Genomic DNA, 24,258 nt, shown 5'->3' with positions numbered 1-24,258 from the left:
ACTGTCAGTTACGGCCGGGCGGTTCCGTCGCGTCCGGCCCCGAGCCCGCCCGGGAGGCCCGTATGCGCGCCCTCATCGCCGCCGCCACCGGCCTTGCCGTCGCCCTCGCCCTGGTCCTCACCGTCACGGCCGTCGGCGCCCCGTCCGGCGAGACCTCGCCGAAGCCGCTGCTCACCACCGTCCCCGAGCACCCCTAGGGAGGGCCGCGATGCGCCGCAAGGCCGGTCTGGTCCTGCTCGCCCTCGCCGTGTTCTTCGCGACCACGGCCCCGCTCCTTCGCTGGTACGCCTTCCCGCGCCTGGTCAAGATCCCGCCCGACCGGTACGAGACGATGGTCCTGGAGGCGAAGCCCGCGACCCTCATCGACTACGGCACGATGAAGGCCAAGAAGGTCCCCGAGGTCACCATCGTGCAGACGCTCAAGGGCAACGTGGAGGCCTCCGAGAAGATCGAGAAGAGCGCCGACCGCGACGTCGTGGTCTGGGACGCGCTGTCGTACGTCCAGGGGCCCGACGGCAAGATGGTCTCCAAGATCCCCGAGCGCTACATCTTCGACGCCCACAGCCAGGAACCCGTCCACGCCACCGGTGAGATGGTCGACGGCGACCCGGTGCGGCGCGAGGGCATCGAGTTCAAATGGCCGTTCCTGACGGAGAAACGGGACTACGAGTACTTCGACGCGCAGGCCCGCGTCACCAAGCCCATCCACTACAAGGGCACCCGCACCTTCCGGGGCGTCGAGGTCTACTACTTCGAGCAGACCATCCCCTGGACCAAGGTCCCCATGCCCAAGACGCTCCCGGTCAAGGGCATCACGCCCGAGTCCATCGCCAAGACGGGCACCACGCGCTGGTACACCACGGTCCGCAAGTTCTGGGTGGAGCCGACCACCGGGGCGCCCGTGTACGGCGAGGAGATCCACAAGGAGGAGCTGCGCGGCGGCACCCTGCTCGGCGACCGCGACAAGGTCACCGCGTTCTCCGGGCACGTGAAGATGCGCGAGGACTACATCCGCCACACCGTGGACCTGGTCAAGTCCCAGCGCGTCCTCGTCCTCCTCATGACCTCGTACCTGCCGTGGGGGTTCCTCGGCCTCGGCGTGCTCCTGCTGGCCCTCGCCCTGTGGCTCGAGGCGCGCGGCCGCACCCCCGGCGACCCGGAGCCGACGGGGGAGCCCGAGCCCCGGCCGCAGCCGGTGAACGCCTGACCGTCAGGCCCGCTCGGAGCGCTCCTGGCGGGCCTTGGTGTACCGGGTGGGCGTGGCCCGCGCCGGGTCCTCGGGCCACGGGTGCTTCGGATAGCGGCCGCGCAGCTCCGCCCGCACCGAGCGGTAGCCGTCGCGCCAGAACGAGGCGAGGTCCGCGGTGACCGCCGCCGGGCGCCCCGCGGGCGAGAGCAGATGCACGAGGAGCGGCACCCCGGCCACCCGGGGCGTGTCGTCGAGCCCGAACATCTCCTGCAGCTTCACCGCCAGGACCGGCCGTTCCGGATCGGTGTAGTCCACCCGGATCCGGGAGCCGCTCGGCACCTCCACGCGCTCCGGCGCCAGCTCGTCCAGGCGGACGGCCTCGCCGCCCGCCCACGGAAGGAGCCGCGTCAGTGCCTGCCCGGCCTCGATCCGGGCCAGATCCGCGCGGCGCCGGGCCCGGCCCAGCTCCGGTTCGAGCCACGCGTCGGGCTCCGCGAGCAGCGCCGCGTCGCCCACGTCGGGCCACGGCTCGCCGAGGTGCAGCCGCAGGAACCGGAGGCGGTCCCGGAGCGCGGCGGCGTCCTTGCTCCAGCGCAGCAGCGCCACGCCCTCCCGCCGCAACCCGTCGAGCAGCGCCTCCCGTACGAGCCCGGGGTCGGGGTTCCGCAGCGGCCGCACGGTGAGCTCCACCGCGCCGAGCCGTTCCACGTGCCGGGCGACCACGTCCCCCTCGGCCCAGGCGACCTCGTCCCCTTCCGCGTACAGGGAGGAGGCGGCGGCCCGCGCGGCGTCCTCGTCGACGACCGCGCCGAGCCGCACGCGCGCGTGCCCCGCGCCGACGGGCCGGTCGGCCACCGCCACGGCCACCCAGGGCGCCCCGCCGAGGCCGGATCCGGGGCCCGCCTCCGCCCGGGTGCCGCCCGCCATCAGATACGTCCCGTCCGCCGCGCGCCGGGCGACGCGCTCGGGGAAGGCGAGCGCGGCCACGAGGCCGACGACGGCGTCGTCGCCGAGCGCCTTCGCCGCCGTGCCGCCGGAGGGCGGCCGGGGAGCCCCGGAGCCCGCGGCGGCCGTAAGGCGGGACACCTCGGCGCGCCACCGGGCGGCGTACCCGTCGCCTCCGCGCCGGGCGCCCCGCAGGGCGGCGGCGAGGTCGTCCCCGTACTCCCGCGGCGGCTCCTCGCTCAGCAGCGCCACCGCCTCCGCGGCGCGGCGGGCGCCGACCCGCGGCGCGGCGTCCAGGAGAGCGCGCGCGAGGCGTGGATGCACCCCCACCCGGGAGAGGCCGAGGCCCCGCTCCGTGGCGCGGCCCGTGCGCGCGTCCACCGCCCCGACGGCCGTCAGGACCTCGCGCGCGGCCGCCATCGCGCCGCCGGGCGGCGGATCGAGCAGCGCGAGCCCGGTCGCGCCGGGGTCGCCCCAGCACGCCGTCTGGAGGGCGAAGGCCGTCAGGTCCGCGACCTTGATCTCCGGGGCGGGGAAGCGGGGCAGGCGCGCGTCCTCCGCCTCCGCCCAGCAGCGGTACACCGCGCCGGGCGCCTCACGCCCGGCGCGTCCCGCCCGCTGCCGCCCCGCCGCCTGCGAGGCCCGGACCGTCGTCAGGGAGCTGAGCCCGCGCGCATGGTCCACGCGCGGCTCCCGGGCAAGCCCCGAGTCGACCACGACCCGCACCCCCGGCACCGTCAGGGACGACTCGGCCACCGACGTCGCGAGCACCACGCGCCGCCGCTCGCCCCCGGCGAGGACCGCGTCCTGGACCTCGGCGGGGGCGCGCCCGTGCACCTGGAGGACCTCCACGTCCGCCAGGCCGGCGAGCTGCCCGGCCACGCGGCCGATCTCGCCGACCCCCGGCAGGAAGCACAGCACGTCGCCCTCGCGCTCGCGCAGCGCCCGCCGCACCACCGCGGCGACGTGGGTGAGCAGCGAGGGGTCCACGCGCATGCCGTGCGGCGGCCGCACCGGGTCCTTCGGCGGCGCCCACACGACCTCCACGGGGTGCGCGACGCCCGCCGCCTCCACCACCGGCGCGTCCCCGAGGACGCGGGCCCAGCCCTCCGCGTCCGTCGTCGCGGACGCCGCGACCAGCTTCAGGTCTGGGCGCAGCGCCTCGCGCACGTCGATCAGGAAGGCCGCCACGGTGTCCGCGTCCAGATGCCGCTCGTGACACTCGTCGATGATCACGACATCGACCCCGCCGCCGCCCGCCAGCTCCTGGTCGCGCTGCAGCCGCTGGAGCAGGACGCCGGTCGTGACGACCTCCACCCGCGTGTGCGGGCCCACCACGCGCTCGCCGCGCACCGTGTAGCCGACGGTCCGGCCGACCTTCTCGCCCAGCAGCCAGGCCATCCGCCGGGCGGCGGCACGGGCCGCGATGCGGCGGGGCTCGGCGACGACCACACGACGCACCGGACCGTCACTCTCCGTGAGCCCCGCGAGGGCCAGTGGCACCAGGGTGGTCTTGCCCGTGCCGGGCGGCGCGCACAGCACGGCGGCTCCCGGCCCGTCGAGGGCGGCGCGCAGCGCGGGCAGTGCCTCGCGGACGGGCAGGTTCAGGGCGGCGTCACGGATCACGCCCCCAGTGTCGTACGGTCCCGGCGGCGGCCCGCCGGGACCCCGCGGAACGTCAGTCCCGCTCGCACACGAAGATCGCGGTTCCCGGGATCAGGCCGCCGCGCAGCGGGGACCAGCCGCCCCACTCCTGGGTGTTCCACGCGGGCCACTCCGGCTCCACCAGGTCCACCAGGCGGAGCCCGCCCGCGACGACGTCCCGCACCCGGTCGCCGACCGTCCTGTGGTGCTCGACGTACACCGCGCGGCCGCTGTCGTCCTGCTCGACGTACGGCGTCCGGTCGAAGTACGAGGCGGCCACCGACAGGCCCTCGGGGCCCGGCTCGTCCGGGAACGCCCAGCGGATCGGATGCGTCACGGAGAACACGAACCGGCCGCCGGGCCGCAGTACCCGCCGCACCTCGCGCAGCACCCGCACCGGGTCCGCGACGAACGGCAGCGCCCCGTAGGCGGAGCAGGCGAGGTCGAAGGAGCCGTCCGCGAAGGGCAGCGCGCCCGCGTCCGCCTCCACCAGCGGCACCCGGCCGCCGTCGATCCGCAGCGCGTGCTGGAGCTGGCGGTGCGAGAGGTCGAGCGCGACGGGCCGGGCGCCCTGCCCCGCCAGCCAGCGGGAGCACTGGGCCGCGCCCGCGCCGATCTCCAGGACGTCCTTGCCCTTCAGGTCCTCCGCGGGGCCGAGCAGCTCGGCCTCGACCTCGTCGAGCCCCTCGGGGCCCCAGACGAAGCGGTCGTCGCCGAGGAACGTGCCGTGCTCGACCTGGTACTCGTCGGCGTTCCGGTCCCACCAGCCCCGATTGGCGCGCACACTCTCGGTGACGTCGGCGGCACGCCGGGTGGCCTCGGGCTCGGGTGCGTCGGGCTCTTGGATGATCTGCTCCCTCGTCGGTACGCTGCCGGGCGCCGCCGTCCGGGGGGCGACGCGGCAGAGCGCGCTGCGGCCGGTGTGGCCTCATGGAACTGGATTTGTGCCGGGTATGCGGCGTTCCGCCCCGGGTGTGCGCCTTCGCGCATTGACCCTGTCGGGCGGCCCCCGTATGCTACAAGTTGCGCTGCGAGCTTGCGTTCCTCAGACATAGCAGGCTGCGCTCGCATCTGTATGTATGTCCCCTCGGTTGTCGGGGCGCTTTCCGTTTCCTTCGGGATCCGCGGAGTACGGCGTCTCCTTAGCTGTCCGGCTTCTGCAGAGCGAAACGGGCTCCGGCGTATGCAGTACCTACGACTTCAATGTCCGTACCGGAGCCCTTTCCCACATGACGAGCAGCACCGAGACCACCGCCACCACCCCGCAGGTTGCGGTCAACGACATCGGTAACGAGGAAGCCTTCCTCGCCGCGATCGACGAGACGATCAAGTACTTCAACGACGGCGACATCGTCGACGGCGTCATCGTGAAGGTCGACCGGGACGAGGTCCTGCTCGACATCGGTTACAAGACCGAAGGCGTCATCCCGAGCCGCGAGCTCTCCATCAAGCACGACGTCGACCCGAACGAGGTCGTCGCCGTCGGTGACGAGATCGAGGCCCTTGTTCTCCAGAAGGAGGACAAGGAAGGTCGCCTGATCCTCTCGAAGAAGCGCGCCCAGTACGAGCGTGCCTGGGGCACCATCGAGAAGATCAAGGAAGAGGACGGGATCGTCACCGGTACCGTCATCGAGGTCGTCAAGGGTGGTCTCATCCTCGACATCGGCCTCCGCGGCTTCCTCCCGGCCTCCCTGGTCGAGATGCGCCGTGTTCGCGACCTCCAGCCCTACGTGGGCAAGGAGCTCGAGGCGAAGATCATCGAGCTGGACAAGAACCGCAACAACGTGGTCCTGTCCCGCCGCGCCTGGCTCGAGCAGACCCAGTCCGAGGTTCGCCAGACGTTCCTCACCACCCTGCAGAAGGGTCAGGTCCGCTCCGGCGTCGTCTCCTCCATCGTCAACTTCGGTGCCTTCGTGGACCTGGGTGGCGTCGACGGTCTCGTCCACGTCTCCGAGCTGTCCTGGAAGCACATCGACCACCCCTCCGAGGTCGTCGAGGTCGGCCAGGAGGTCACGGTCGAGGTCCTGGACGTCGACATGGACCGCGAGCGCGTCTCCCTGTCGCTCAAGGCGACCCAGGAAGACCCGTGGCAGCAGTTCGCCCGCACCCACCAGATCGGCCAGGTCGTGCCCGGCAAGGTCACGAAGCTGGTTCCGTTCGGTGCGTTCGTCCGCGTGGACGAGGGCATCGAGGGTCTGGTCCACATCTCCGAGCTGGCCGAGCGCCACGTGGAGATCCCGGAGCAGGTCGTCCAGGTCAACGACGAGATCTTCGTCAAGGTCATCGACATCGACCTCGAGCGTCGCCGGATCTCGCTGTCCCTGAAGCAGGCCAACGAGTCCTTCGGTGCCGACCCGGCGTCGGTCGAGTTCGACCCGACCCTGTACGGCATGGCCGCGTCCTACGACGACCAGGGCAACTACATCTACCCCGAGGGCTTCGACCCGGAGACCAACGACTGGCTCGAGGGCTTCGACGCCCAGCGCGAGACGTGGGAGACGCAGTACGCCGAGGCCCAGCAGCGCTTCGAGCAGCACCAGGCGCAGGTCATCAAGTCCCGCGAGGCCGACGCCCAGGCGGAGGCCGAGGGCGGCGACGCCGCGGCTGCGGCTCCGGCCGCTTCCGGCGGTGGCGGCGGCGGTTCGTACTCCTCCGAGGGTGCGGACAACTCCGGCGCGCTGGCTTCGGACGAGGCGCTTGCCGCGCTTCGTGAGAAGCTCGCGGGTGGCCAGAGCTGAGCTCCTAGCTACCGCTAGCTGAAACGGCGGGCCGCACCCCGACTGGGGTGCGGCCCGCCGTGCGTTTTCCGTCCGCGGGCCGTGGGGGTTGGGTGCGCAGTTCCCCGCGCCCCTTCGGGCCGCTTCTGCGGGGTGCTGTTACGGGGTGACCGGGATGTTCGTCAGGCCCTTGCCGCCCTTCACCGTGTTGCTCGCGTGGACCGTCGTTCGGCAGGACGCGCTCTGGTTCGTCACGTTGATCGCCAGCTGTTTGTCGCCCGTCGCGCCGGTCAGGTCGGCCGTGTTGGCGCGGAAGACCGTGCCGCAGCCCCAGCCGGACTGCTGGGTGTGCGTCTCGAAGCCGTTGTTCGTGGTGTTCTTGCCGGTGTTGCCCTCGATGACGTAGCCGTTGCCCTTCACGTCGATCCACGAGTCGTCGTAGTTGTTGCCCGTCAGGCCCCTGCCGTCGAACGTGTTGCCCGCGACCCGGCCGTTCCGGGTGCCCTCCTTGAGGTCGACGGCCTCGCCGCCGACGTCAGGGCCGATGACGTTGTCGAGGATCGACACGTTGTCGCTCTTGTCGGAGAGGGTGTTCGCGGAGCCCACGTACACGCCCTCGCCCATGCCCCGGCCGTCGTTGCCGGTGTCGTAGACGCGGGAGTTCTTGATGACGCCGTCGGGGCTCGACTTGCGGAAGTGCACGCCTTCCATGTCCAGGCCGTGGACCGTCACGCCGTCGACCACGACGCCGCGCGCGGAGTCGATCATGATGCCCTTCTGGCCGCCGGTGACGGTGACGCCCTTGACCGTCCAGTACGAGGCCCCGTCGAGGTGCAGGCCGTAGCCGCCGCCCGCCCTCAGGACCGCCTTGGGGGAGCCGGTCAGGGTGATGCGGGCGCCGGAGCTCGCGGCGGTCGTGGTCGTGAAGTTCCCGGAGTACGTGCCGTCGGCGAGGTGGATCGTGTCGCCGGGCGACGCGGCGGTGAGGGCCGCCTTGAGCCCGGCGGCAGTGGAGACCTCGATGGTCTCCGCGGGCCGCGCGTGCGCGGTGAGGGCGAGCCCGCCCGTGGCGGTGACGGCGGCCAGTGCGGAGGCGAGCAGGGTGCGCGTGCGCATGGGGGGTCCCTTCCCGTGGACGGACGAAGCAGGTTCGTGTACGTGAATACTGGGCGGGATACTGAACGCCGAACTGCTTCGAGACGGTAGAGGCGAGGCATGTGCGCGTCAAGGTCTGCACCAAGGGTGAGTGCACTGGCGCATGTGGGCAGGCGGAAATCGATGAACTGGGCCTCTTCCGGGCCTAGTTCACGGATACGAACCGCCGCGCGCTCCGTGCGCGCCTCCGGGCGGTGGCCCGTGCGATGCGGCGCGGCGACCCGACGGACGGACCCCAGCTGCTCAGGTGTTCACGCGATCGCCGTCGGCGGGAATGCCCGCCTTCCAGGGCGCGTTCTGCTCTATGAACACGAGGAGGAGCGGTCACTGTGCTTGATCCGCAGGGTTTGTACGCGTGGGAGCCCAAGGGGCTCGCGGTCGTCGACATGGCGCTTGCCCAGGAGTCGGCCGGTCTTGTCATGCTCTACCACTTCGACGGCTACATCGACGCGGGCGAGACCGGCGACCAGATCGTCGAGCGGCTCGTGGACAGCCTGCCCGGGCAGGTCGTGGCCCGCTTCGACCACGACCGGCTCGTCGACTACCGCGCACGGCGCCCGCTGCTGACCTTCCGTCGGGACAAGTGGAGCGACTACGAGGAGCCCACCCTCGACGTGCGGCTGCTCCAGGACGCCACCGGCGCGCCCTTCCTGCTGCTCTCCGGGCCGGAGCCGGACATCGAGTGGGAACGCTTCGCCGCCGCCGTCAAGGAGATCGTCGAGCGGCTCGGCGTCCGGCTCTCGGTGAACTTCCACGGCATCCCGATGGGCGTCCCGCACACCCGCCCCGTCGGACTGACCCCGCACGGCAACCGCACCGACCTGGTGCCCGGCCACACCAGCCCCTTCGACGAGGCGCAGGTGCCCGGCAGCGCGGAGTCGCTGGTCGAGTACCGCCTGGCGCAGGCGGGCCACGACGTGCTCGGCGTCGCCGCGCACGTGCCGCACTACGTGGCGCGCTCCTCGTACCCGGACGCGGCCCTGACCGTCCTGGAGGCGATCACCGCCGCCACCGGTCTCGTACTGCCCTCGGCCGCGCACGCGCTGCGCACGGAGGCTCACCGCACCCAGACCGAGATCGACCGGCAGATCCAGGAGGGCGACGAGGAACTGGTCGCGCTCGTCCAGGGACTTGAGCACCAGTACGACGCGGCCGCGGGCGCGGAGTCGCGGGGCAACATGCTCGCCGAGCCCGCGGACATCCCGTCGGCGGACGAGATCGGCCGCGAGTTCGAGCGCTTCCTCGCGGAGCGGGAGGGCGACGGCTGACGCCAGGGCCTAAGCTGCCGGTCATGCTGAAGGTGGGTTTGACCGGCGGTATCGGCGCCGGCAAGAGCGAGGTGTCGCGGCTGCTCGTCGCGTCCGGAGCCGTGTTGATCGACGCCGACCGCATCGCGCGCGAGGTGGTGGCGCCCGGCACGGACGGGCTCGCCGAGGTCGTCCGGGCGTTCGGCGCGGACGTCCTCGCCCCGGACGGTTCCCTGGACCGGCCGAAGCTCGGCGCGATCGTCTTCTCCGACGCCGCGAAGCTGGCCACGCTCAACGGCATCGTGCACCCCCGGGTGGGCGCGCGCTCCGCGGAGTTGGAGCGGGCCGCGGCCCCGGACGCGGTGGTCGTGCACGACGTGCCGCTGCTCACCGAGAACGGCCTCGCTCCGCTGTACGACCTGGTGATCGTCGTCGACGCAAGCCCCGCGACCCAGCTGGACCGGCTGGTGCGGCTGCGCGGCATGACCGAGGACGACGCCCGCGCCCGGATGGCGGCCCAGGCCACGCGCGAGAAGCGCCTAGAGATCGCCGACATCGTGATCGACAACGACGGCCCCCTCGACGACCTGGCCCCACGCGTGGCATCCGTCTGGCAGACCCTCAGCGACCGGGCGCGGACGACCTGAGAGGAGGCGCGCCCGGTAGGGGCGCGGGGAACTGCGCGACAAGCCACAGCGGACCCGCAGGCGATCGACGGCATGGCGCGACAATCCCAGCGAAGCGCCGACGCACAGGAAGGGCGGGCCCATGGCCGTAATGGCGGCGTTCACGGTAGTGGGCGGACTCGTGGCGCTGCTCGCGGGCGCCTACGGCCTCCAGCGGACCCGGAGCCTCACCGAGGCCGGTGAGCTGACGGAGGCGCTCGTCAAGGCGGTGCGGCAGGGCGCGGACCGGCCCGCGCTCCAGTTCGAGACGGCGGACGGACGGGTCATGGAGGTCGTCTCGCCGGTGCCGGCGAGCCGCCGCCGGCCGCTGCGGGCGGGGGAGCGGGTGCCGATCGCGTACGACGCCGACGACCCCCGCGAGGTGGTGCTGCTCGGGCGCGAACGGCGCGGCCTGGACTGGACGTTCGTGGGAGCGGGCGCGGGCCTGGTGGTGGCGGGGCTCGCCCTCGCGCTCACCGCGTGACACCGTCGTCGGCCGCGGGCAGTCGTACCGGAATATGCGCACGCGCCCGGGGCGTTAACCAGAAGAGGCGAGGGAAGGAGTCCGGCGTGCCCGAACGCAGTCCGGAGAGTCATGTCATCGACTTCCGCGCGGCGGAGCAGCTCCTCGCCGCACGGGATCCTCGGGGTGCGGTGAAGCTCCTCGACACGGTCATCGCCGCGCACCCGGAGAACACGGCGGCGCGGCTGCTGCGCGCCCGCGCCTTCTTCGCGTCCGCCCAACTGCGGGCCGCCGAGCTGGAGTTCAGCATCGTCCTGGAGCGCGAGCCGGACAACGCGTTCGCGCACTTCGCACTCGCCCGCACCTATGAGCGCGCCCTGCGGCCCGACCAGGCGCGCCGCCACTTCCGGCTCGCGGCGGCGCTCGACCCGCAGCCGGAGTATCTGGCGGCGGCGCGGTTCGACCCCCCTGACGACACGGGCGGCACCAGCGGCCGCGCGTGAGGGTCGCGGCGCGCTCAGGCCTTCGGCGGCTCGTACGGCGGCACGTCGCGCCCCGGCTGGAAGTGCGGCCCCTGCCGGATGTGGCGCAGGACGAGCGCCATGTCCACGGTGATCACCACCCACAGCACGCCGCACGCCGCGGCCCAGCCGGGGCGCCCGGCAAGCGCGAAGGCCACCGTGCCCGCGGTCGCCCAGATCAGGCCCCATACGCTGAACCAGAAGCGCATGCGCAAGGGGCTGCGTGCCGTGACCGGTTCACTGCCTGTGCGCATCGGACGTCATCTCCTCCTTCCAGGGTCCACCCGGCGCGGGCGGAGCGGAAGGGGCGACCGAGAGGTGGGTGGGGCTGTGCTGGACGTGCTGCGGGCCGCGGCGGAGAGTGACGAGGGGCTCGCCGCGTGGCTGAAGGAGCTGGCGGACGCGGGGGAGCCGTCGGCCGCCGCCGTGCTGCCGGAGGCCGACGAGCTGACCGAGGCCCTCCTCGATCTGGCCGTGCCCCACGAGGACGTCAACGCGCTCGTGGCCCTGCGCGCGCACGTGCTCGGGCACGACGACACCCGGTGGCTCCTCGGGGCTTGCGTCGACGCGCTCGTGCGCGATCTGGGCGAGCCCGGGGCGCAGCCCCGCATGCCGGTCCTGCCGGAGGAACTGGGCGAGCTGGGCAGCTGCTTCTACGTGTACGTGTTCCTCGCCGCGCTGCCGTACGTGCGCGCGTACCACCGCCGCCACGGCATACCCGAGGGCGTCGCCCGCCGCACCCTCGCCGATCTGGGGCGGCACATGGCCGTCCACCGCAGGGGGCACGGGGGCCGCGGCGTGCCGGTGCCCTCCTGGCACGCCCTGCACTTCCGGGGCGAGCTCTACCAGCTGGGGCGCCTGCAGTTCCAGCGGGCGCGGCTCGGAGCGCGCATGGCCGAGTCCGTCACGCGGGCCGGGCTGCGCCTCGGCCCCCAGGACCTCTGTCTGAGCGTGCACATACCCGACTTCCACGGGCCGCTGTCACCCGAGGCGTGCGACCGCTCGGTGGCGCTCGCCCGGGAGTTCTTCCCGCGCCACTTCCCCGAAGAGCGCCACGCGGTCGCGGTGTGCCACTCGTGGCTGCTCGACCCGCAGTTGAAGCGGTATCTGCCCGCCGACGCGAACATCGTGCGCTTCCAGGACCGCTTCCGGCTCGCCACGACGTACGGCGACGAGGAGCCCGACGACACCGTGCCGATCGGCTTCGTCTTCGGCGACCGGGACCTGCCGGTGGCCCGGCTGCCGCGCCGCACCCGGGTGGAGCGGGCCGTCGGCGACCATCTGCGGGCGGGCGGCCACTGGTACGGCGGCCACGGCTGGTTCCTGCTGTAGCCGCGACGGGGCTACGGCGTCGGCGGCTGGCCCAGGACGCCGCGCAGGCGCTCCATCTCGCGGCGGTCGCGCTTGGTGGGGCGGCCCGTGCCGCGGTCGCGGATGCCGGCCGGGGCCACCGCCTCGCGGGGCGGCGGGGGCGGGCTGTTGTCCGCGTAGCACTCGACGGCCACCGGTGCGCCGACCCGCTTGCGGATCACGCGCTTGACGATCACGATCCGCTCGCGGCCCTCGGCCTGGCGCAGCCGGACCTCGTCGCCCGGCTTCACGCCGTGCGACGGCTTCACGCGCTCGCCGTTGACCCGCACGTGCCCGCCCTTGCAGGCGGCCGCGCCCATCGAGCGGCTCTTGACCAGGCGCACCGACCAGATCCAGCTGTCGACGCGCACGGTCCCCGTCGCGTCGCCTCCCGAAGTCTCCGAAGCCATGGGTCGACCTTAATGCGGCATCGGTGCGGGCGGCCCCGACGTACGGCGAGCCGTCCGGAATCCGCGAGCCGCCGCACCCAATAATTCGGGCTTATCACGGCAAAACACTCATGACGGCTGATCCCGAGGTGCTGCCCATGACGCCCGAAGAGCTCGCAACCACGGTCGACGGCCTGATGGACGGCTTGCGCGCCGACCTCGTACGGCTGTCGTCGATCCCCTCGATCGCCTTCCCCGGGTTCCCGGGCGGGCCCGTGGAGGAGGCCCACGACCTGGTCGCCGCGCTGCTGCGGGACGCCGGTGTGCCCACCGTCGAGCGCATCGACCTGCCCGACACCGCTCCGGTCGTCTACGGCGAGATCCCGCCGCCCGACCCGGCGGCCCCGACCGTCCTGCTGTACGGCCACTACGACGTGCAGCCGCCCGGCGACGAGAAGCTGTGGCGGTCGCCGCCCTTCGAACCGACGCCCGTCGAGGGGGGCCTGCGGGCCCGGGGCATCGCCGACGACAAGTCCAACGTCATCGCGCACCTCGGGATGCTCCGCGCCTACGGGGGCCGCCCGCCCGTCGGAGTGAAGATCGTCGTCGAGGGCCAGGAGGAGTACGGCAGCGCCTTCGACGGCTATCCGCCCACCGACCCCGGCCGCTTCGCCTGCGACGCCATGGTCATCGCCGACCTCGGCAACCTCCGCCCCGGCACCCCCACCCTCACCACGGGGCTTCGCGGTGCCGCCGAGGTCGTCGTCGAGGCGCGCACGCTCGAGGAGCCGCGCCACAGCGGCGAGTTCGGCGGCGCCGCGCCCGACGCCCTGCTCGTCCTGCTCAAGGCCCTCGCCACCCTCCACGACGTCCACGGCGACGTGGCCGTGGCGGGCCTGCGCCGCGAGGAGTGGACCGGCACCTCGTACACCGAGGAGGAGTTCCGCGACCTGGCGGGCGTGCGCGACGGGGTGCCCCTGATCGGCAGCGGCAGCCTCGGCGAGCGGCTGTGGAGCGGGCCCGCGATCACCGTGATCGGCCTGGACGCGCCCGGTGTGGAGCACGCCGCCTCCGCGGTCGTGCCGCAGGCGAGGGCGAAGCTGAACCTGCGCTTCCATCCACGCCAGGACCCGCGCGAGGCGCAGGCCCGGCTCGTGGAGCACCTGCGGTCCCTGCGCCCCTTCGGCGTCCCGCTGACCGTCACGCCCGGCGACACCGGGCCGGGCTACGAGGCGACGACCGGCGGCCCCGCCTACCGCGCCGCGCTCGCCGCCCTCAAGGAGGCCTGGGGCACGGACGCGTCGTACGTGGCGACGGGCGGCTCGATCCCGCTGGTCAACGGCCTTGCCGCGGCGGCGCCCGGCGCGGAGGTGCTCCTCTTCGGCGCGCAGGACAGCATGTGCAATCTGCACGCCCCGAACGAGCGCGTCCTCTTCTCCGAGCTGCGCAACACCGTCGTGGCCATGGGCGCCTTCGTGCGCGCGTACGCGGACGGCTTCCGCGCCGGTGACCGGACGGGAGGCGAGGCATGAGCGCGTCCCCGCCTCCGCCCGTTCCCCCTCCTCCCGCTCCCGCTCCTGCTCCCGGGCCCGAAGAGCCCGCCGCGAAGCGGAAGTTCACCTTCCCCAGCGCGCTCACCGTGCTCGTCGTCGTCACCGTGGCCGTGTGGCTGCTCGCCTTCCTGATCCCGTCCGGCGAGTACGACCGCAACGACAAGGGCGCCCCCGTCCAGGGCAGTTACCACCGCGTTTCCGGCGAGCAGTCCTTCGTCGACCGCCTCAACGACCTCTTCCTCGCGCCTGTCAACGGTCTGTACGGCATCCAGGACGCCGAGTCGGGCCGGGTCGGACCCGATCTCTCCGGGGATCTCTACGGCAGCGCGGGCGTGTTCCTCTTCGTGCTCGCGATCGGCGCGTTCATCACCGTCGTCTTCGCCACCGGCGCCCTCGACCAGGGCATCGGCCGGCTCGCCCACCGGCTGCGCGAGCGCGGCGCGCTGCTCATCGCGGGCGTCATGGTGGTGTTCTCCGTCCTCGGCACGGTCGAGGGCTTCGCCGAGGAGACGCTCGGCTTCTACGGTCTGATCGTGCCGCTGATGCTGGCCCTCGGCTACGACCGCATGACCGCCGTCGGCGCGATCATCCTGGGCGCGGGCATCGGCGTGCTGTGCTCCACGGTCAACCCCTTCGCGACGGGCGTGGCCTCGTCGGCGGCGGACATCTCCCTCGGCGACGGCATCGTGCTGCGGTTCGCGATGTGGCTGGTGCTCACGGGCGTGACGGTCGCGTACGTCGTCTGGTACGCGCGGCGCGTGCGCAAGGACCCCGAGCGCTCGCTCAGCGGATTCCTGCCGGGCGATCGCGAGCAGGCGGCGGGCGCGGGACGGGCGGAATCCGAGGCGCCGGAGCTGACCCGGCTGCACAAGACGATCCTGGTCGTCGTCGCCCTGGTCTTCGCCTTCATGATCTTCTCGGTGGTGCCGTGGTCGAGCGCGCTCACCGGGGACGCGGACGCCGAGCCGTACGGCTTCGAACTCGACTGGTCCTTCCCGCAGCTGGCCGCCCTGTTCCTGTGCGCCGCGGTGCTCGTGGGCCTGGTCGCGCGGATGGGGGAGCAGCGGCTCAGCGCGACCGTCGTCCAGGGCGCGGCCGACTTCATCTCGCCCGCCCTGGTGATCGTGCTCGCCCGGGGCGTCACCGTGATCATGAACAACTCACAGGTCACGGACACGGTCCTGCACTCGATCGAGGGCGTGGTCAAGGGGACGTCGTCCGGGGTGTTCGCGGTGATCGTGTTCGTGGTGAACCTGCCGCTCGCGTTCCTGATCCCGTCCACGTCCGGGCACGCCACGCTCGCCATGCCGATCCTCGCCCCGCTCGCGGACTTCGCCGGGGTGTCGCGGTCGGTCGTCGTCACCGCCTGGGCGGCGGCCAGCGGGTGGATGAACCTGTGGGTGCCGACCACCGCCGTGACCATCGGCGGGGTGGCCCTGGCGAAGGTGGGCTACGACCGCTATCTGCGGTTCGTGTGGCCTCTGCTGGCGATTCTGTCCGTGCTGATCTGCGGGTTCGTGGCGTTGGGGGCGGCGGTGACGTGACGGGCCTCTCTCCCCCGACCCGCCCCTTCCCGAAGCCGGGGCTCCGCCCCCTGGACCCCCGTTCGTCGGCCTTCGGCCTCGTCCTCACACGCCGGACGGGCTGAATCTCTCCCGGGAGCTCGCATGCCGTCCTTGGCCATCGTCCGCCGTGTCCTCGTCGCCGCGCTCGGCTTGTGCGCGCTCGCCGCCGTCCCGGCGCCCGCCTCTCAGGCACCGCGCGCCGACGTCTCCTTCTGGGTGAACCCGGACACGAGCGCCGCGCGGCAGGCCGCCGCGTGGATGGGGCAGGGGCGGTTCACCGACGCCTGGGCGCTGGCCCGGATCGCGGTGCGGCCGCAGGCCGAGTGGCTGAGCAAGGACGGGCCCGAGCCGGTGGTGCGCTCGTTCGTGGAGCGGGCGGCCGCGGCGGGGCGCACCGCCGTGCTCGTCACGTACTTCGTCCCGGACCGCGACTGCGGCGCCTACTCGGCGGGCGGCGCGCGCGACGCGGACCACTACCGGACGTGGATCGACGACTTCGCGGCCGGGCTCGGCACGCGCGGCGCGTACGTGATCGTCGAACCGGACGCCGTGGCCCTCGCGGTGGCGGGCTGCGCGGGCGTCGACACCGCCGAGCGGTACGAGCTGCTCGCCTACGCCGTGGACCGGCTCAAGCGGCAGCCGGGCACCAAGGTGTACGTCGACGCGGGCAACGCCACCTGGATCCCGCAGGTGCGGCGGCTCGTCGCCCCGCTGCGGCGCGCGGGCGTCGACCGCGCCGACGGCTTCGCCCTGAACGTGTCCAACTTCCACACCGACGCGGTGAGCGCGGCGTACGGGCACCGGCTCGCGCGGGCGCTCGGCGGCACCGCGCACTTCGTCATCGACACCAGCCGCAACGGCAACGGCCCGTACGCGGGCGTCGAACCGTGGTGCAACCCGCCGGGCCGTGCCCTCGGCACGGCCCCCACCACCCGCACCGGCGACCCCGCCGTCGACGCCTATCTGTGGGTGAAGCGCCCCGGCGAGTCCGACGGCACCTGTCGGGGCGGGCCCGAGGCCGGGGCCTTGTGGCCGCGGTACGCGCTGGAACTCGCGCGCAACAGCCGCGTCTGACGGCGCGGGACGGCCGGTCGGCGGCGGCGGGGTGGCGGCCGGCCGGCGGTTCAGGGCCGCCAGTCGTAGCGCACGTCCGGCTCGCCCTCCTCGTTGTCGCCGTCCGTCCACCGGGCGGCGGTGAAGCCGTGGCGTTCGTAGAACCGCCGGGCGGGCGCGTTGACCTGGAACGTCCACAGGGTCAGACCGTCCGGCCCGCGCTCCTTGGCGAGCGCGACGAAACGGTCGCCGATGCCGTGGCCGCGCCAGGCGGGGGCGAGGTAGAGCTGGTCGAGCCGCTCGCCGTCCAGGACCATCATCCCGACGACGGAGCCCGCCGCCTCCGCCACCCACGTCGTGCCGCGGGGCAGCACCACGTCCCGGATGAAGTCCCGGACCTCGTCGTCGGTGTGGGCCCGGCGCACGGTCGGAAGGGCGGCGTCGTACGAGCGCAGATAGACCTCCGCCACGGCGGCGCCGTCCCCGGCGGTGGCGGCCCGCAGGGTGACGCTCACGCGCCGGGCACCACGGCCGTGGCGGTGATCTCCACGAGCTGGCCCGGATAGCCGAGCACGGTCACGCCGAGCAGCGTGGAGGTGTGCGGCTCGGTGGCGAGCAGGCCCGAGGCGCGGACGACCTCCCAGGCCTCGGTCAGCACGCCGGGCTCGTGCCCGACGACGTACACGGTGCTCGCCACGACCTGCGACAGGTCGCTGCCGATGGCGCGCAGGGCCTCGTCGAGGTTGGCGACGACCTGCCGCGTCTGCGCCACGACGTCGCCTTCGCCGACCAGGGCGCCCTCGGCGTCCAGGGGTACGGAACCCGCCATGAAGGCGAGTCGCGTACCGGCTTCGACGACGGCGGCGTGGGCGTATCCGGGGGGCGGGAAGAGGGACGGGACGACGGTGCGATGAGTGGTCATGGGGGCATCGTGCGAGGAGTCCGGGGGCGGGCGCACCTCAATTTCCCCGGCGTCAGCGCACCGCCGCGGGTGAACTGCCGCCCGGTATCCGCAGTTCGGGGCGGCCGGAGCCGTCGGCGGGCACCGTCCAGACGTCCTGTTTCCGCCCCTCGCGGCCCGGCAGGGCGTACGCCAGGGTGTCGTCGTCGAGCCACGCCGCCTGGTCGTCGACGGAGTGGTGCTCGGCGAGCGGGCGCTCGCGCATCGTGCGCAGGTCGAGGACGTACAGGCGCCACGGGTCCGAGGTGCCCCCGCGCACCCGCTTCTTGAAGGCCAGGCGCGTGTTGTCGGGGGACAGCGACGGGCACTCGACGTTCTCGCGCAGCGCCGTCGCCGCCCACTTCCGCAGGTCGCCGCGGACGAGGTACGTCTTCCCCCGCGTCGAGACGGTGGCGTAGAAGCGGTTGTCGTCGGGGGCGAAGGTGACGCCCCAGTAGTTGACGTCGGGGGAGTGGTGGCGGCGGCCGTCGAGGGTGAGCGGGATCTCCTCCATGTTCTTGATCAGATAGCCGGTGCGGGTGTCCAGGATCGAAGTGCGCGTGGAGAAGGAGCCGCCCCCGCCCGAGTAGGAGTCGCCGGTGGTGAACATGGTCCACGAAAGGATGCGCCCGGACGCCGAGACCCGTGCCCGGTTCGGGATGCCGGGCAGGGCGATGCGCCGCTTCTCGCGCAGCTTGCCGTCGAGCACGACGGCGTACGCCTTGGGCGGGATGCCCGGGCGGCGCAGCAGGCACAGGCCGGTGCCCCCGGCCGCGTGGAAGCGCTCGCAGGTGGGGCCGCCGGTGGTGCGCGGGCCCCGGCCCCCGAGCGGGAGCCGGGCGACCCGCCCCGCTCCCGCCTGGGTCGAGCGGAAGTACAACTGGCCCTTGTCCAGGGCGAACTCGGAGGTGGTGACGGTGGGCGGCGCCTCGTGCGCCGCCCGCACGGTGTAGGTGACGGCGACGGTGGTGAGGACGGCGGCGGCCACGGCGACGGCGAGGACGCGGGGCCGGGTGGTCAGGGACGTCGGGCGCGGGCGGGTCATGGTCAGGTCGTCCTCCGTCGGAGCGTGCCGTGGGGTTCCGCGGCGCGGGGCAGCAGCGCCGCCGCGCCCGCGATCGCGGCCGTGAGCGCGAGGGCCGCGCAGGTCAGCGCGGTGCCGATGCCCCACAGCGTCCACGCGGCGCCGAAGCCCGCGGCGGCGACGAGCCTGCTGAGCGCCTGGCCGGTCTGTACCACGGCCATGCCGCTGGCCCGTTGGTCCGGCGGTACGAAGGGGGCCACGAGTGCCATGAGGACGCCGTCGGTCGCGGCGTAGAACACCCCGAGGGCGAGCACCACCCCCACGAGCAGCGGCCGGCCGCCGGTGGGCAGGAGCAGCAGGGCGTACGCGACGAGGAGCGCGGCGTGGCCCGCGAGGAACGGTCCGCGCCGTCCGAACCGGTCGGCGAGCCGGCCCGCGGGCACGGCGAGCAGCAGATAGACGGCGGCGGTGCCGAGCGGAAGCAGCGGGAACCAGCTCTCCGCGAAGTCCAGGCGCCGCTGGAGCAGCAGGTAGAGGAAGGCGTCGCCGACCGTGGCGGCCCCGAGCAGCGCGGCGGCGCCGCAGACCCGCCGGAACGCCGCGTGGCGGAGCAGCGCGAGGGCGAGGCGCGGAGCCGAGGGCCCGCGCGCCCGCCGCCGGGCCGGTGGCGGCTCCTCCCGCCCCGGTACGAACGCGACGAGCAGCAGCACCCCGAAGAGCCCGCAGCAGAAGCTGACCATGAACACGGCGTCGTAGGCGTCCGCGGTCACCCACAGCAGCGCGAACGCCGCGAGCGGGCCGAGGAGCGCGCCGGTGGTGTCCATCGCCCGGTGCACGCCGAAGGCGCGGCCGAGCTGGTCCGGCGGGCTGTGCAGGGAGATCAGCGCGTCGCGGGGCGCGGTCCGCACGCCCTTGCCGAGCCGGTCCGCCGCGATGGCGGCGCCGATCCCGGCGGTGGCCCCGCCCGCGAGCAGCAGGCCGAGCCGGGACAGGGCGGAGAGGAGGTAGCCGGAGCCCGCGACGAGCTTGTGCCGCCCGCCGCGGTCGGCGGCGTACCCGCCGAGCAGCCGCACGAAGGCGGTGACGCCGTTGTAGAGCCCGTCGAGGAAGCCGAACGCGAGCGGGGAGAGCCCGAGCCCGAGGACGAAGTACAGGGGCAGCACGGCGGTGACCATCTCCGAGGAGATGTCGGTGACGAGGCTGACCGCGCCGAGCGCGAGGACGGGACCGGTGACGCGGCCGCGCGAGCGGCGGCCGTCGGTGGCCGTGGCGACCGCGTCGGTGGTTGCCAGATACATGGGCGGGGCACCAGGTCCGGCGTCAGTGGCAGGAGTACGCCGGGCTGCTGTCCTTCGTGGAACCGTCGGTCCCGATGAGCTTCCACGAGAACCCGTCGTCCGCGAAGTCGAACTTCACCACGCCGTAGGTGTTGGTGATCCGCTTCTGGCTGTGCGGCTGCACCTCCTCGATCTTGTACGGGTTGGCGCCGCCGGTCCCGGCGATGACCTCGACGATCCCCTTCGAGGCGTCGGCGTCGCCGTCCGCGGTCTGCGGCGCGAACCGCTCGTAGTGGTGGTCGTGCCCGCCGAGCACCAGTTCCGTCTTCGCGCCCTGGAGCAGCTTCCAGACGGGCTTGCTGACGGGGTTGTTGCCGTGCTCGCCGGAGGAGAACAGCGGGTGGTGGAAGTACGCCGCCACGCACTTCTTGCCGTTGGCGGCGAGGTCGCGCTTGAGCCAGTCGATCTGCGCCCGGTCGTCGAAGCTGTTGGAGTCCAGGGCGACGAAGTGCCAGTTGCCCTGGTCGAAGCTGTAGTAGCTCTTGCCGTCGGGGTAGGCGACGTCCCCGAAGTAGGACTTGTAGCCCTTGAGGGCGCCCGCCGGGTCGTAGGTCTCGTGGTTGCCGGGCACCGGCTTCGTCTTGTTCTTGAAGGCGCCCCAGGTGGTCGCGTAGTACTTCTGGAAGTCCTTCAGACGGGCGTCGTCGTACTGGTTGTCGCCCATCGTCATCACGAAGTTCGGGTCGAGCCGCTGCACGAGCGCCGCGGTCTTCGGGTGCGCGCACTTGCTGTCGCTCTTGGTGCACTGCTCGGCGATGTCGCCCACGGCGACCGCGGAGAACGCGGCCCGTCCGATCCCGTCGTTCTCGGCGGCTCCGGCGGGCGACCAGAGCAGCAGGCCGCCGGTGGCGGCGAGGGCGGTGGTGGCGGCCGCGGGCACGAGCCAACGGGCTCGTCCGGCGCGGCGGTTGGCGTTCCGGTTTTCGGCACGGGGGGTCTGCGGCATGTCCGTCTCCTGGCGAATGGGGGGTGCGGGAGGGGCCGTGCCAGGAATGGTGGCGAGGTGGACATGTGCGCGTCAATATCGCGGCGGAGAATTGTTAGGAAACTTTCCTACCGAAGAAGCCTCAGCTCCGCCGCAGCCAACTCCCGTGCTCCCGGCTACCGTTGGCCCCGGCTACCGTTGGCCCCGAAGCGAAAGGGCTTGCCTGACCGTCACGAAGGAGACCCGATGGACGCAGAGCTGGCCGCCCTCGCCGGGGCCGGGGCCACCGCGCTCGTGCAGGCGATGGCGGGGGACGGATGGGCCGCGGCGCGCGGCCGGGTCGTGGCCTTCCTCGGGCGGCGGCGCGGCGCGGAGGAAGGCCGGGTCGGCGGTGAACTCGACGAATCGCGCGACGAGTTGCTCGCCGCGCGGGACGCGGGCGACACCGAGGCCGAGGCCGACGCGCGGGCCGAGTGGCGCAACCGGATGCGGCGCGTCCTGCGGGCGGACCCGGAGGCCGCGGCGGAGCTGCGCCTGCTCCTCGACGAGCTGGGCCGCGGCGGCGACGACCGGGGCGGGACCGTGCACAACACCATCAGCGGCGGAGTGCAGCGCGGGAACGTCATTCAGGCCCACACCGTGGGGGACGTGCACCTCGGGTAGGTGCCGCGTCGCTCGGTGGCGGGCCTGCCACCGAGCGGGCGGTGTTCAGTGACCGGTGTTCAGAAGTCGACCCGCGCCCGGTCGTCGAGGCGGCCCACCGAGTCCTGGGCGAACTTCTTCTCGTAGTCGGAGCGGATCTCCTCGATCAGCTTGTCGCTCTTCTTCGCGTCGGCCGTCGGGTACAGCAGGATCAGCTCGTAGCTGCGCTCGCGCTCGATCCTGCCGTTGCTGTCCTTCCACTGGCCGCGGCCCTGCTGGATGGTCAGGCCGTCGGGGAAGCCGGGGGTCACCTCGGTGTCGATGAACTTCATGAACTGCTTGTCCGTCACGGCCGGGCCGCCGTCGGGGCGCTCGGTGCCGAAGAACAGGTGCGTCTCGACGAAGGGCTTGCCGCGCGCCGCGGCCGAGGCGGCGGGCGGCTGCGCCGGGCCGCCGTCGAGGGCCGCGTACGCCGTCGGCGCGCCGATCGCGAGGACCGCGGCCGCCGCGGCGACGGCAAGGCGGGGACCGGTGAGCGTGAGGGTGAGCGCCATGTGAGGGGGCCTTTCGCAGCGGGGCACGACCGGACACGGTCGCCAGGTCCGATCTTCGACGGTCGACAAGATAAGGGGGCGGTGGCCCGCGCATCGGCAGCGCCACGAGGTGTGGCCGTAAGTCGCCGTCTTCCGCGACGTCACATGAATCCCGTACGTTTCCCCGGACTTGACCGGTGCGGTGGAAGGGGACGGCGGTGCGCGTGGTGGCGGTGCGAAGGGTGATACGCGGGATGGTGGCGGGGAGCGTCGTCGTCGCGGCCTCGTTCACGGGGGCTGCGGTGGCCGCGGAGCCCACGGCCACCGGGAGCGACGCCTCCTACGGCACCACCACCGGCGTCGGCGTCCACAACGCGTACGAGAAGGCCAAGTACCCCTACTTCGCCGACGCGCTCGACTCCGGCGCGGCCATGCTCGAACTCGACGTGTGGACCAACGTCTTCGGCGGCGGCTGGCGCGTCTCGCACAGCAACCCGATCGGCAACGACAACAACTGCGAGAACGCGCAGCGCCCCGAGGAGCTGCGCACCAAGGCGCGCGACCAGCGCCTCGACGGCTGCCTCGCCGACCTGAAGGCCTGGCACGACGCCCACCCCGGACACCGGCCCGTGCTCCTCAAGGTCGAGCTGAAGGACGGCTTCCAGGCGCGCAACGGACGCGGGCCCGCCGACCTCGACGCCCTCCTCAAGGCCAAGCTCGGGGACGCCCTGTACCGGCCCGGCGACCTCGCCACCGGCGGGGCCACGCTCGACGAGGCCGTGCGGGCGAAGGGCTGGCCCGGCAGGGCCGCGCTCGCGGGCAAGTTCGTCGTCGAGCTGATCCCCGGCACCGTCGAGCAGAACAACCCCGCCGACACCCTGTGGACCGACCGCGAGTACGCGACCCATCTGCGCGACCTGGCCGCCGCGGGCAGGACCGGCGACGCCGCCGCCTTCCCCGCCGTGCTCGGCGCCGCGTCCGGCGACCCGCGCACGCGGTACGCGGACGCCTCGATCCGGCCCTGGTTCGTGGTCTTCGACGGCGACTCCTCGGTGTACGCGGGCGGGTCCGTCGACACCAAGTGGTACGCCGACCGCGGCTATCTGGTCGTCATGACCGACGCCCACAAGGTGGCGCCCGCCATCGACGGCACCCGGCCGACCGAGGCCCAGGCCCGCGACCGGGTCGCGCTGCTCGCGAAGCGGCACGCCAGCGTCGTCTCGGCCGACTGGTATCCGCTGCCGCAGGTGCTCGGCGCGGTGCTGCCGCGCGGCTAGCCGTCCGGGGGCCGGGCCGTGCCGTGCAGGGGCTCAGCCGGTCACGGGCGGAACCGGATCCACACCGGCGCGTGGTCCGAGCCCGCCGCGCCCTGCCGCTCGGCCGGGTCCGCGCCCACCGATGGCAGGCCGAGCGCCCCGGGCCCGCCCGGGAGCCCCGTGCCCGCCGAGCCCTCGCGCACGACCCGGCCCACCAGGCGGTGGCTCAGGAGCACGTGGTCGATCAGCTCGCGACGGCCGAAGCTGACGCGGGAGAAGCGGCGCTCCGCCGGGATCAGCGGCGCCACGTTCCACAGCCGCACCGCGTCGCCCCGGTCCGGCGTCGCGAACCCCGGCGTGCCCAGCTCGGAGCCGGGCGGGCCGAGCAGGATCTGGGTGGTGGCCGCCATCACCTCGTCGTTGAGGTCGCCGAGGACCACCACGTCCCGCTGCCGCCCGTCCCCGCCGAGGAGTTCGTCGGCCAGCGCCCGCAGCGTGGCCGCCTCCGCCGTGCGCCGGTAGAGCGCGTACGCCCCGACGCGCGCCCGCTCGCCCTCGTCCCGCGGCTGGAACCGGTCGCCGGGGTAACTCAGGAGCTTCGACTTCAGATGGCAGACGGCCGCGTCGAGGACGAGCGCGCGGCTCGCCACCCGTATCGCGAACAGGCCGCGGCCCGTCGCGGCGGCCACCGCGCCCGCGTCGTCGCGCTGCACGGGCCGCAGCTGCGGCGGGAACGCCTCGACGTCGGCCACGACCTCCGGCTCCAGACGGCTCAGGAACCCCACCCGGATGCCCCGGTCGTCCGCGTGCCGCGACACGGCCGTGTGCCAGGTGCCGTCGAGCAGCCCGGCCAGGTCGTCCAGGGCCGCGGGGTCGCCGACCTCCTGCACCCCGAGCAGGCTCGGGTCGAGCGCGCGGACCGTCGCCGCGAGCGAGGACAGCTTCGCCTCGTACGCCGCCTTGTCCTTCGGCCCGAAGGGGCCGCCGGGACGGTAGAGGTTCTCCAGGTTCCAGGTGGCGAGGAGCATGACGGCTCCCTCCCGGTGCGGGGCGGCGACGGACACGGCGCGCCCGGCGGTCAGTTCACGCCAGGGTGCCCGCGGAACCCGCCCGTCGGCAGAGGGCCGACACGGATGCGCAGGCGC

Annotated in this window: 25 protein-coding genes; 13 read left to right on the top strand and 12 right to left on the bottom strand. The window is 73.4% G+C overall.

All coding sequences use genetic code 11. The features are described from left to right. Positions 1 to 62: 62 nt before the first annotated feature. Together CP982_RS11700 and pgfA are read left to right on the top strand one after the other, a co-directional pair. Positions 63 to 197, top strand: a complete 135-nt coding sequence (locus CP982_RS11700) for an SPW_0924 family protein (RefSeq protein WP_150510460.1) — start codon at positions 63 to 65, stop codon at positions 195 to 197. A gap of 11 nt (positions 198 to 208) precedes the next feature. Further along, positions 209 to 1,207, top strand: coding sequence for a cell envelope lipid trafficking protein PgfA (gene pgfA / locus CP982_RS11695; protein WP_150510459.1), 999 nt, complete (start codon positions 209 to 211; stop codon positions 1,205 to 1,207). A gap of 3 nt (positions 1,208 to 1,210) precedes the next feature. Here pgfA and hrpB read toward each other — a convergent pair whose 3' ends face one another. Then, entirely contained in the window at positions 1,211 to 3,760 is a 2,550-nt protein-coding gene (hrpB, locus tag CP982_RS11690) for an ATP-dependent helicase HrpB (protein WP_150510458.1), read from the bottom strand. A 52-nt stretch (positions 3,761 to 3,812) separates the two neighbouring features. Continuing rightward, positions 3,813 to 4,628, bottom strand: coding sequence for a class I SAM-dependent methyltransferase (locus tag CP982_RS11685; protein WP_150510457.1), 816 nt, complete (start codon positions 4,626 to 4,628; stop codon positions 3,813 to 3,815). A gap of 379 nt (positions 4,629 to 5,007) precedes the next feature. Here CP982_RS11685 and rpsA point away from each other — a divergent pair, with 379 nt between their 5' ends. Further along, complete coding sequence (rpsA, locus tag CP982_RS11680; protein WP_144002865.1) at positions 5,008 to 6,516, top strand: 30S ribosomal protein S1; 1,509 nt, start codon at positions 5,008 to 5,010, stop codon at positions 6,514 to 6,516. 138 nt (positions 6,517 to 6,654) lie between these two features. On the opposite strand, the gene CP982_RS11675 is transcribed toward rpsA, so the two are convergent. Then, positions 6,655 to 7,611: a right-handed parallel beta-helix repeat-containing protein gene (locus tag CP982_RS11675; protein ID WP_150510456.1), complete on the bottom strand. Its 957-nt coding sequence runs from the start codon at positions 7,609 to 7,611 to the stop codon at positions 6,655 to 6,657. Positions 7,612 to 7,979: 368 nt separating this feature from the next. On the opposite strand from CP982_RS11675, the gene CP982_RS11670 reads away from it, so the two are divergent. The 4 genes from CP982_RS11670 (at position 7,980) to CP982_RS11655 (ending at position 10,528) form a co-directional block, all read left to right on the top strand. Then, positions 7,980 to 8,918 (top strand): PAC2 family protein, encoded by a 939-nt coding sequence (locus tag CP982_RS11670; RefSeq protein ID WP_150510455.1) that lies wholly within the window; start codon positions 7,980 to 7,982, stop codon positions 8,916 to 8,918. Positions 8,919 to 8,941: 23 nt separating this feature from the next. After that, positions 8,942 to 9,544, top strand: coding sequence for a dephospho-CoA kinase (gene coaE, locus CP982_RS11665; RefSeq protein ID WP_170316404.1), 603 nt, complete (start codon positions 8,942 to 8,944; stop codon positions 9,542 to 9,544). A gap of 121 nt (positions 9,545 to 9,665) precedes the next feature. Continuing rightward, on the top strand, positions 9,666 to 10,046 hold the full coding sequence (locus CP982_RS11660) for a DUF3592 domain-containing protein (RefSeq protein ID WP_150510454.1): 381 nt from the start codon (positions 9,666 to 9,668) through the stop codon (positions 10,044 to 10,046). Positions 10,047 to 10,132: 86 nt separating this feature from the next. Next, entirely contained in the window at positions 10,133 to 10,528 is a 396-nt protein-coding gene (locus tag CP982_RS11655) for a tetratricopeptide repeat protein (protein ID WP_150510453.1), read from the top strand. A 14-nt stretch (positions 10,529 to 10,542) separates the two neighbouring features. Here the strand turns inward: CP982_RS11655 and CP982_RS11650 are convergent, their stop codons facing one another. Further along, on the bottom strand, positions 10,543 to 10,800 hold the full coding sequence (locus CP982_RS11650; protein ID WP_030683194.1) for a DUF6343 family protein: 258 nt from the start codon (positions 10,798 to 10,800) through the stop codon (positions 10,543 to 10,545). A gap of 172 nt (positions 10,801 to 10,972) precedes the next feature. Here CP982_RS11650 and CP982_RS11645 point away from each other — a divergent pair, with 172 nt between their 5' ends. Beyond that, positions 10,973 to 11,878, top strand: coding sequence for an acyltransferase domain-containing protein (locus CP982_RS11645; protein WP_150515428.1), 906 nt, complete (start codon positions 10,973 to 10,975; stop codon positions 11,876 to 11,878). A gap of 11 nt (positions 11,879 to 11,889) precedes the next feature. Here CP982_RS11645 and CP982_RS11640 read toward each other — a convergent pair whose 3' ends face one another. Further along, complete coding sequence (locus CP982_RS11640) at positions 11,890 to 12,306, bottom strand: RNA-binding S4 domain-containing protein (protein ID WP_150510452.1); 417 nt, start codon at positions 12,304 to 12,306, stop codon at positions 11,890 to 11,892. A gap of 137 nt (positions 12,307 to 12,443) precedes the next feature. Here CP982_RS11640 and CP982_RS11635 point away from each other — a divergent pair, with 137 nt between their 5' ends. From CP982_RS11635 to CP982_RS11625, 3 genes are all read left to right on the top strand, one after another. Next, a complete protein-coding gene (locus CP982_RS11635; RefSeq protein WP_150510451.1) occupies positions 12,444 to 13,817 on the top strand; it encodes a M20/M25/M40 family metallo-hydrolase in 1,374 nt (457 codons plus the stop codon). Further along, positions 13,814 to 15,382 carry a YfcC family protein gene (locus CP982_RS11630; RefSeq protein ID WP_150510450.1) on the top strand — a complete coding sequence of 523 codons (1,569 nt, stop codon included), beginning with the start codon at positions 13,814 to 13,816 and terminating at the stop codon, positions 15,380 to 15,382. The genes CP982_RS11635 and CP982_RS11630 overlap by 4 nt, the downstream gene beginning before the upstream one ends. Positions 15,383 to 15,505: 123 nt before the next feature. After that, positions 15,506 to 16,477, top strand: coding sequence for a glycoside hydrolase family 6 protein (locus CP982_RS11625; RefSeq protein ID WP_150510449.1), 972 nt, complete (start codon positions 15,506 to 15,508; stop codon positions 16,475 to 16,477). 50 nt (positions 16,478 to 16,527) lie between these two features. Here the strand turns inward: CP982_RS11625 and CP982_RS11620 are convergent, their stop codons facing one another. Genes CP982_RS11620 through CP982_RS11600 form a run of 5 tightly spaced genes read right to left on the bottom strand, consistent with a single transcriptional unit; the run spans position 16,528 to position 20,703 of the window. Beyond that, on the bottom strand, positions 16,528 to 16,971 hold the full coding sequence (locus CP982_RS11620; RefSeq protein ID WP_150510448.1) for a GNAT family N-acetyltransferase: 444 nt from the start codon (positions 16,969 to 16,971) through the stop codon (positions 16,528 to 16,530). Next, positions 16,968 to 17,378, bottom strand: coding sequence for a RidA family protein (locus CP982_RS11615; RefSeq protein ID WP_150510447.1), 411 nt, complete (start codon positions 17,376 to 17,378; stop codon positions 16,968 to 16,970). Before CP982_RS11615 ends, CP982_RS11620 begins: the two co-directional genes overlap by 4 nt. Positions 17,379 to 17,430: 52 nt before the next feature. Then, positions 17,431 to 18,441 carry a TolB-like translocation protein gene (locus CP982_RS11610; RefSeq protein ID WP_150510446.1) on the bottom strand — a complete coding sequence of 337 codons (1,011 nt, stop codon included), beginning with the start codon at positions 18,439 to 18,441 and terminating at the stop codon, positions 17,431 to 17,433. A 2-nt stretch (positions 18,442 to 18,443) separates the two neighbouring features. Beyond that, positions 18,444 to 19,718 (bottom strand): MFS transporter, encoded by a 1,275-nt coding sequence (locus CP982_RS11605; RefSeq protein ID WP_150510445.1) that lies wholly within the window; start codon positions 19,716 to 19,718, stop codon positions 18,444 to 18,446. Between the two features lie 22 nt (positions 19,719 to 19,740). Continuing rightward, positions 19,741 to 20,703, bottom strand: a complete 963-nt coding sequence (locus CP982_RS11600; RefSeq protein WP_150510444.1) for a metallophosphoesterase family protein — start codon at positions 20,701 to 20,703, stop codon at positions 19,741 to 19,743. Between the two features lie 225 nt (positions 20,704 to 20,928). Here CP982_RS11600 and CP982_RS11595 point away from each other — a divergent pair, with 225 nt between their 5' ends. Beyond that, positions 20,929 to 21,345: a hypothetical protein gene (locus CP982_RS11595; RefSeq protein ID WP_150510443.1), complete on the top strand. Its 417-nt coding sequence runs from the start codon at positions 20,929 to 20,931 to the stop codon at positions 21,343 to 21,345. A gap of 59 nt (positions 21,346 to 21,404) precedes the next feature. Here CP982_RS11595 and CP982_RS11590 read toward each other — a convergent pair whose 3' ends face one another. Continuing rightward, positions 21,405 to 21,878, bottom strand: a complete 474-nt coding sequence (locus CP982_RS11590) for a DUF3574 domain-containing protein (protein ID WP_150510442.1) — start codon at positions 21,876 to 21,878, stop codon at positions 21,405 to 21,407. Between the two features lie 233 nt (positions 21,879 to 22,111). Between CP982_RS11590 and CP982_RS11585 the strand changes: the two genes are divergently transcribed. After that, on the top strand, positions 22,112 to 23,134 hold the full coding sequence (locus CP982_RS11585) for a phosphatidylinositol-specific phospholipase C domain-containing protein (RefSeq protein WP_150510441.1): 1,023 nt from the start codon (positions 22,112 to 22,114) through the stop codon (positions 23,132 to 23,134). A gap of 41 nt (positions 23,135 to 23,175) precedes the next feature. On the opposite strand, the gene CP982_RS11580 is transcribed toward CP982_RS11585, so the two are convergent. Continuing rightward, on the bottom strand, positions 23,176 to 24,141 hold the full coding sequence (locus CP982_RS11580) for an endonuclease/exonuclease/phosphatase family protein (protein WP_150510440.1): 966 nt from the start codon (positions 24,139 to 24,141) through the stop codon (positions 23,176 to 23,178). Positions 24,142 to 24,258 lie beyond the last annotated feature (117 nt).

The sequence above is a fragment of the Streptomyces spectabilis genome (assembly GCF_008704795.1).
Taxonomy (GTDB): Bacteria; Actinomycetota; Actinomycetes; order Streptomycetales; family Streptomycetaceae; genus Streptomyces; species Streptomyces spectabilis.
Note: the sequence above shows the minus strand (reverse complement) of the source record. Positions and strands in the feature narration are given on the sequence as shown.

Coding starts and splice junctions, on each gene's coding strand:
- CP982_RS11700 (WP_150510460.1), top strand. CDS start 63: ATGCGCGCCCTCATCGCCGCCGCCACCGGCCTTGCCGTCGCCCTCGCC.
- pgfA (WP_150510459.1), top strand. CDS start 209: ATGCGCCGCAAGGCCGGTCTGGTCCTGCTCGCCCTCGCCGTGTTCTTC.
- rpsA (WP_144002865.1), top strand. CDS start 5,008: ATGACGAGCAGCACCGAGACCACCGCCACCACCCCGCAGGTTGCGGTC.
- CP982_RS11675 (WP_150510456.1), bottom strand. CDS start 7,611: ATGCGCACGCGCACCCTGCTCGCCTCCGCACTGGCCGCCGTCACCGCC.
- coaE (WP_170316404.1), top strand. CDS start 8,942: ATGCTGAAGGTGGGTTTGACCGGCGGTATCGGCGCCGGCAAGAGCGAG.
- CP982_RS11660 (WP_150510454.1), top strand. CDS start 9,666: ATGGCCGTAATGGCGGCGTTCACGGTAGTGGGCGGACTCGTGGCGCTG.
- CP982_RS11650 (WP_030683194.1), bottom strand. CDS start 10,800: ATGCGCACAGGCAGTGAACCGGTCACGGCACGCAGCCCCTTGCGCATG.
- CP982_RS11640 (WP_150510452.1), bottom strand. CDS start 12,306: ATGGCTTCGGAGACTTCGGGAGGCGACGCGACGGGGACCGTGCGCGTC.
- CP982_RS11635 (WP_150510451.1), top strand. CDS start 12,444: ATGACGCCCGAAGAGCTCGCAACCACGGTCGACGGCCTGATGGACGGC.
- CP982_RS11630 (WP_150510450.1), top strand. CDS start 13,814: ATGAGCGCGTCCCCGCCTCCGCCCGTTCCCCCTCCTCCCGCTCCCGCT.
- CP982_RS11625 (WP_150510449.1), top strand. CDS start 15,506: ATGCCGTCCTTGGCCATCGTCCGCCGTGTCCTCGTCGCCGCGCTCGGC.
- CP982_RS11615 (WP_150510447.1), bottom strand. CDS start 17,378: ATGACCACTCATCGCACCGTCGTCCCGTCCCTCTTCCCGCCCCCCGGA.
- CP982_RS11610 (WP_150510446.1), bottom strand. CDS start 18,441: ATGACCCGCCCGCGCCCGACGTCCCTGACCACCCGGCCCCGCGTCCTC.
- CP982_RS11605 (WP_150510445.1), bottom strand. CDS start 19,718: ATGTATCTGGCAACCACCGACGCGGTCGCCACGGCCACCGACGGCCGC.
- CP982_RS11600 (WP_150510444.1), bottom strand. CDS start 20,703: ATGCCGCAGACCCCCCGTGCCGAAAACCGGAACGCCAACCGCCGCGCC.
- CP982_RS11595 (WP_150510443.1), top strand. CDS start 20,929: ATGGACGCAGAGCTGGCCGCCCTCGCCGGGGCCGGGGCCACCGCGCTC.
- CP982_RS11590 (WP_150510442.1), bottom strand. CDS start 21,878: ATGGCGCTCACCCTCACGCTCACCGGTCCCCGCCTTGCCGTCGCCGCG.
- CP982_RS11585 (WP_150510441.1), top strand. CDS start 22,112: ATGGTGGCGGGGAGCGTCGTCGTCGCGGCCTCGTTCACGGGGGCTGCG.
- CP982_RS11580 (WP_150510440.1), bottom strand. CDS start 24,141: ATGCTCCTCGCCACCTGGAACCTGGAGAACCTCTACCGTCCCGGCGGC.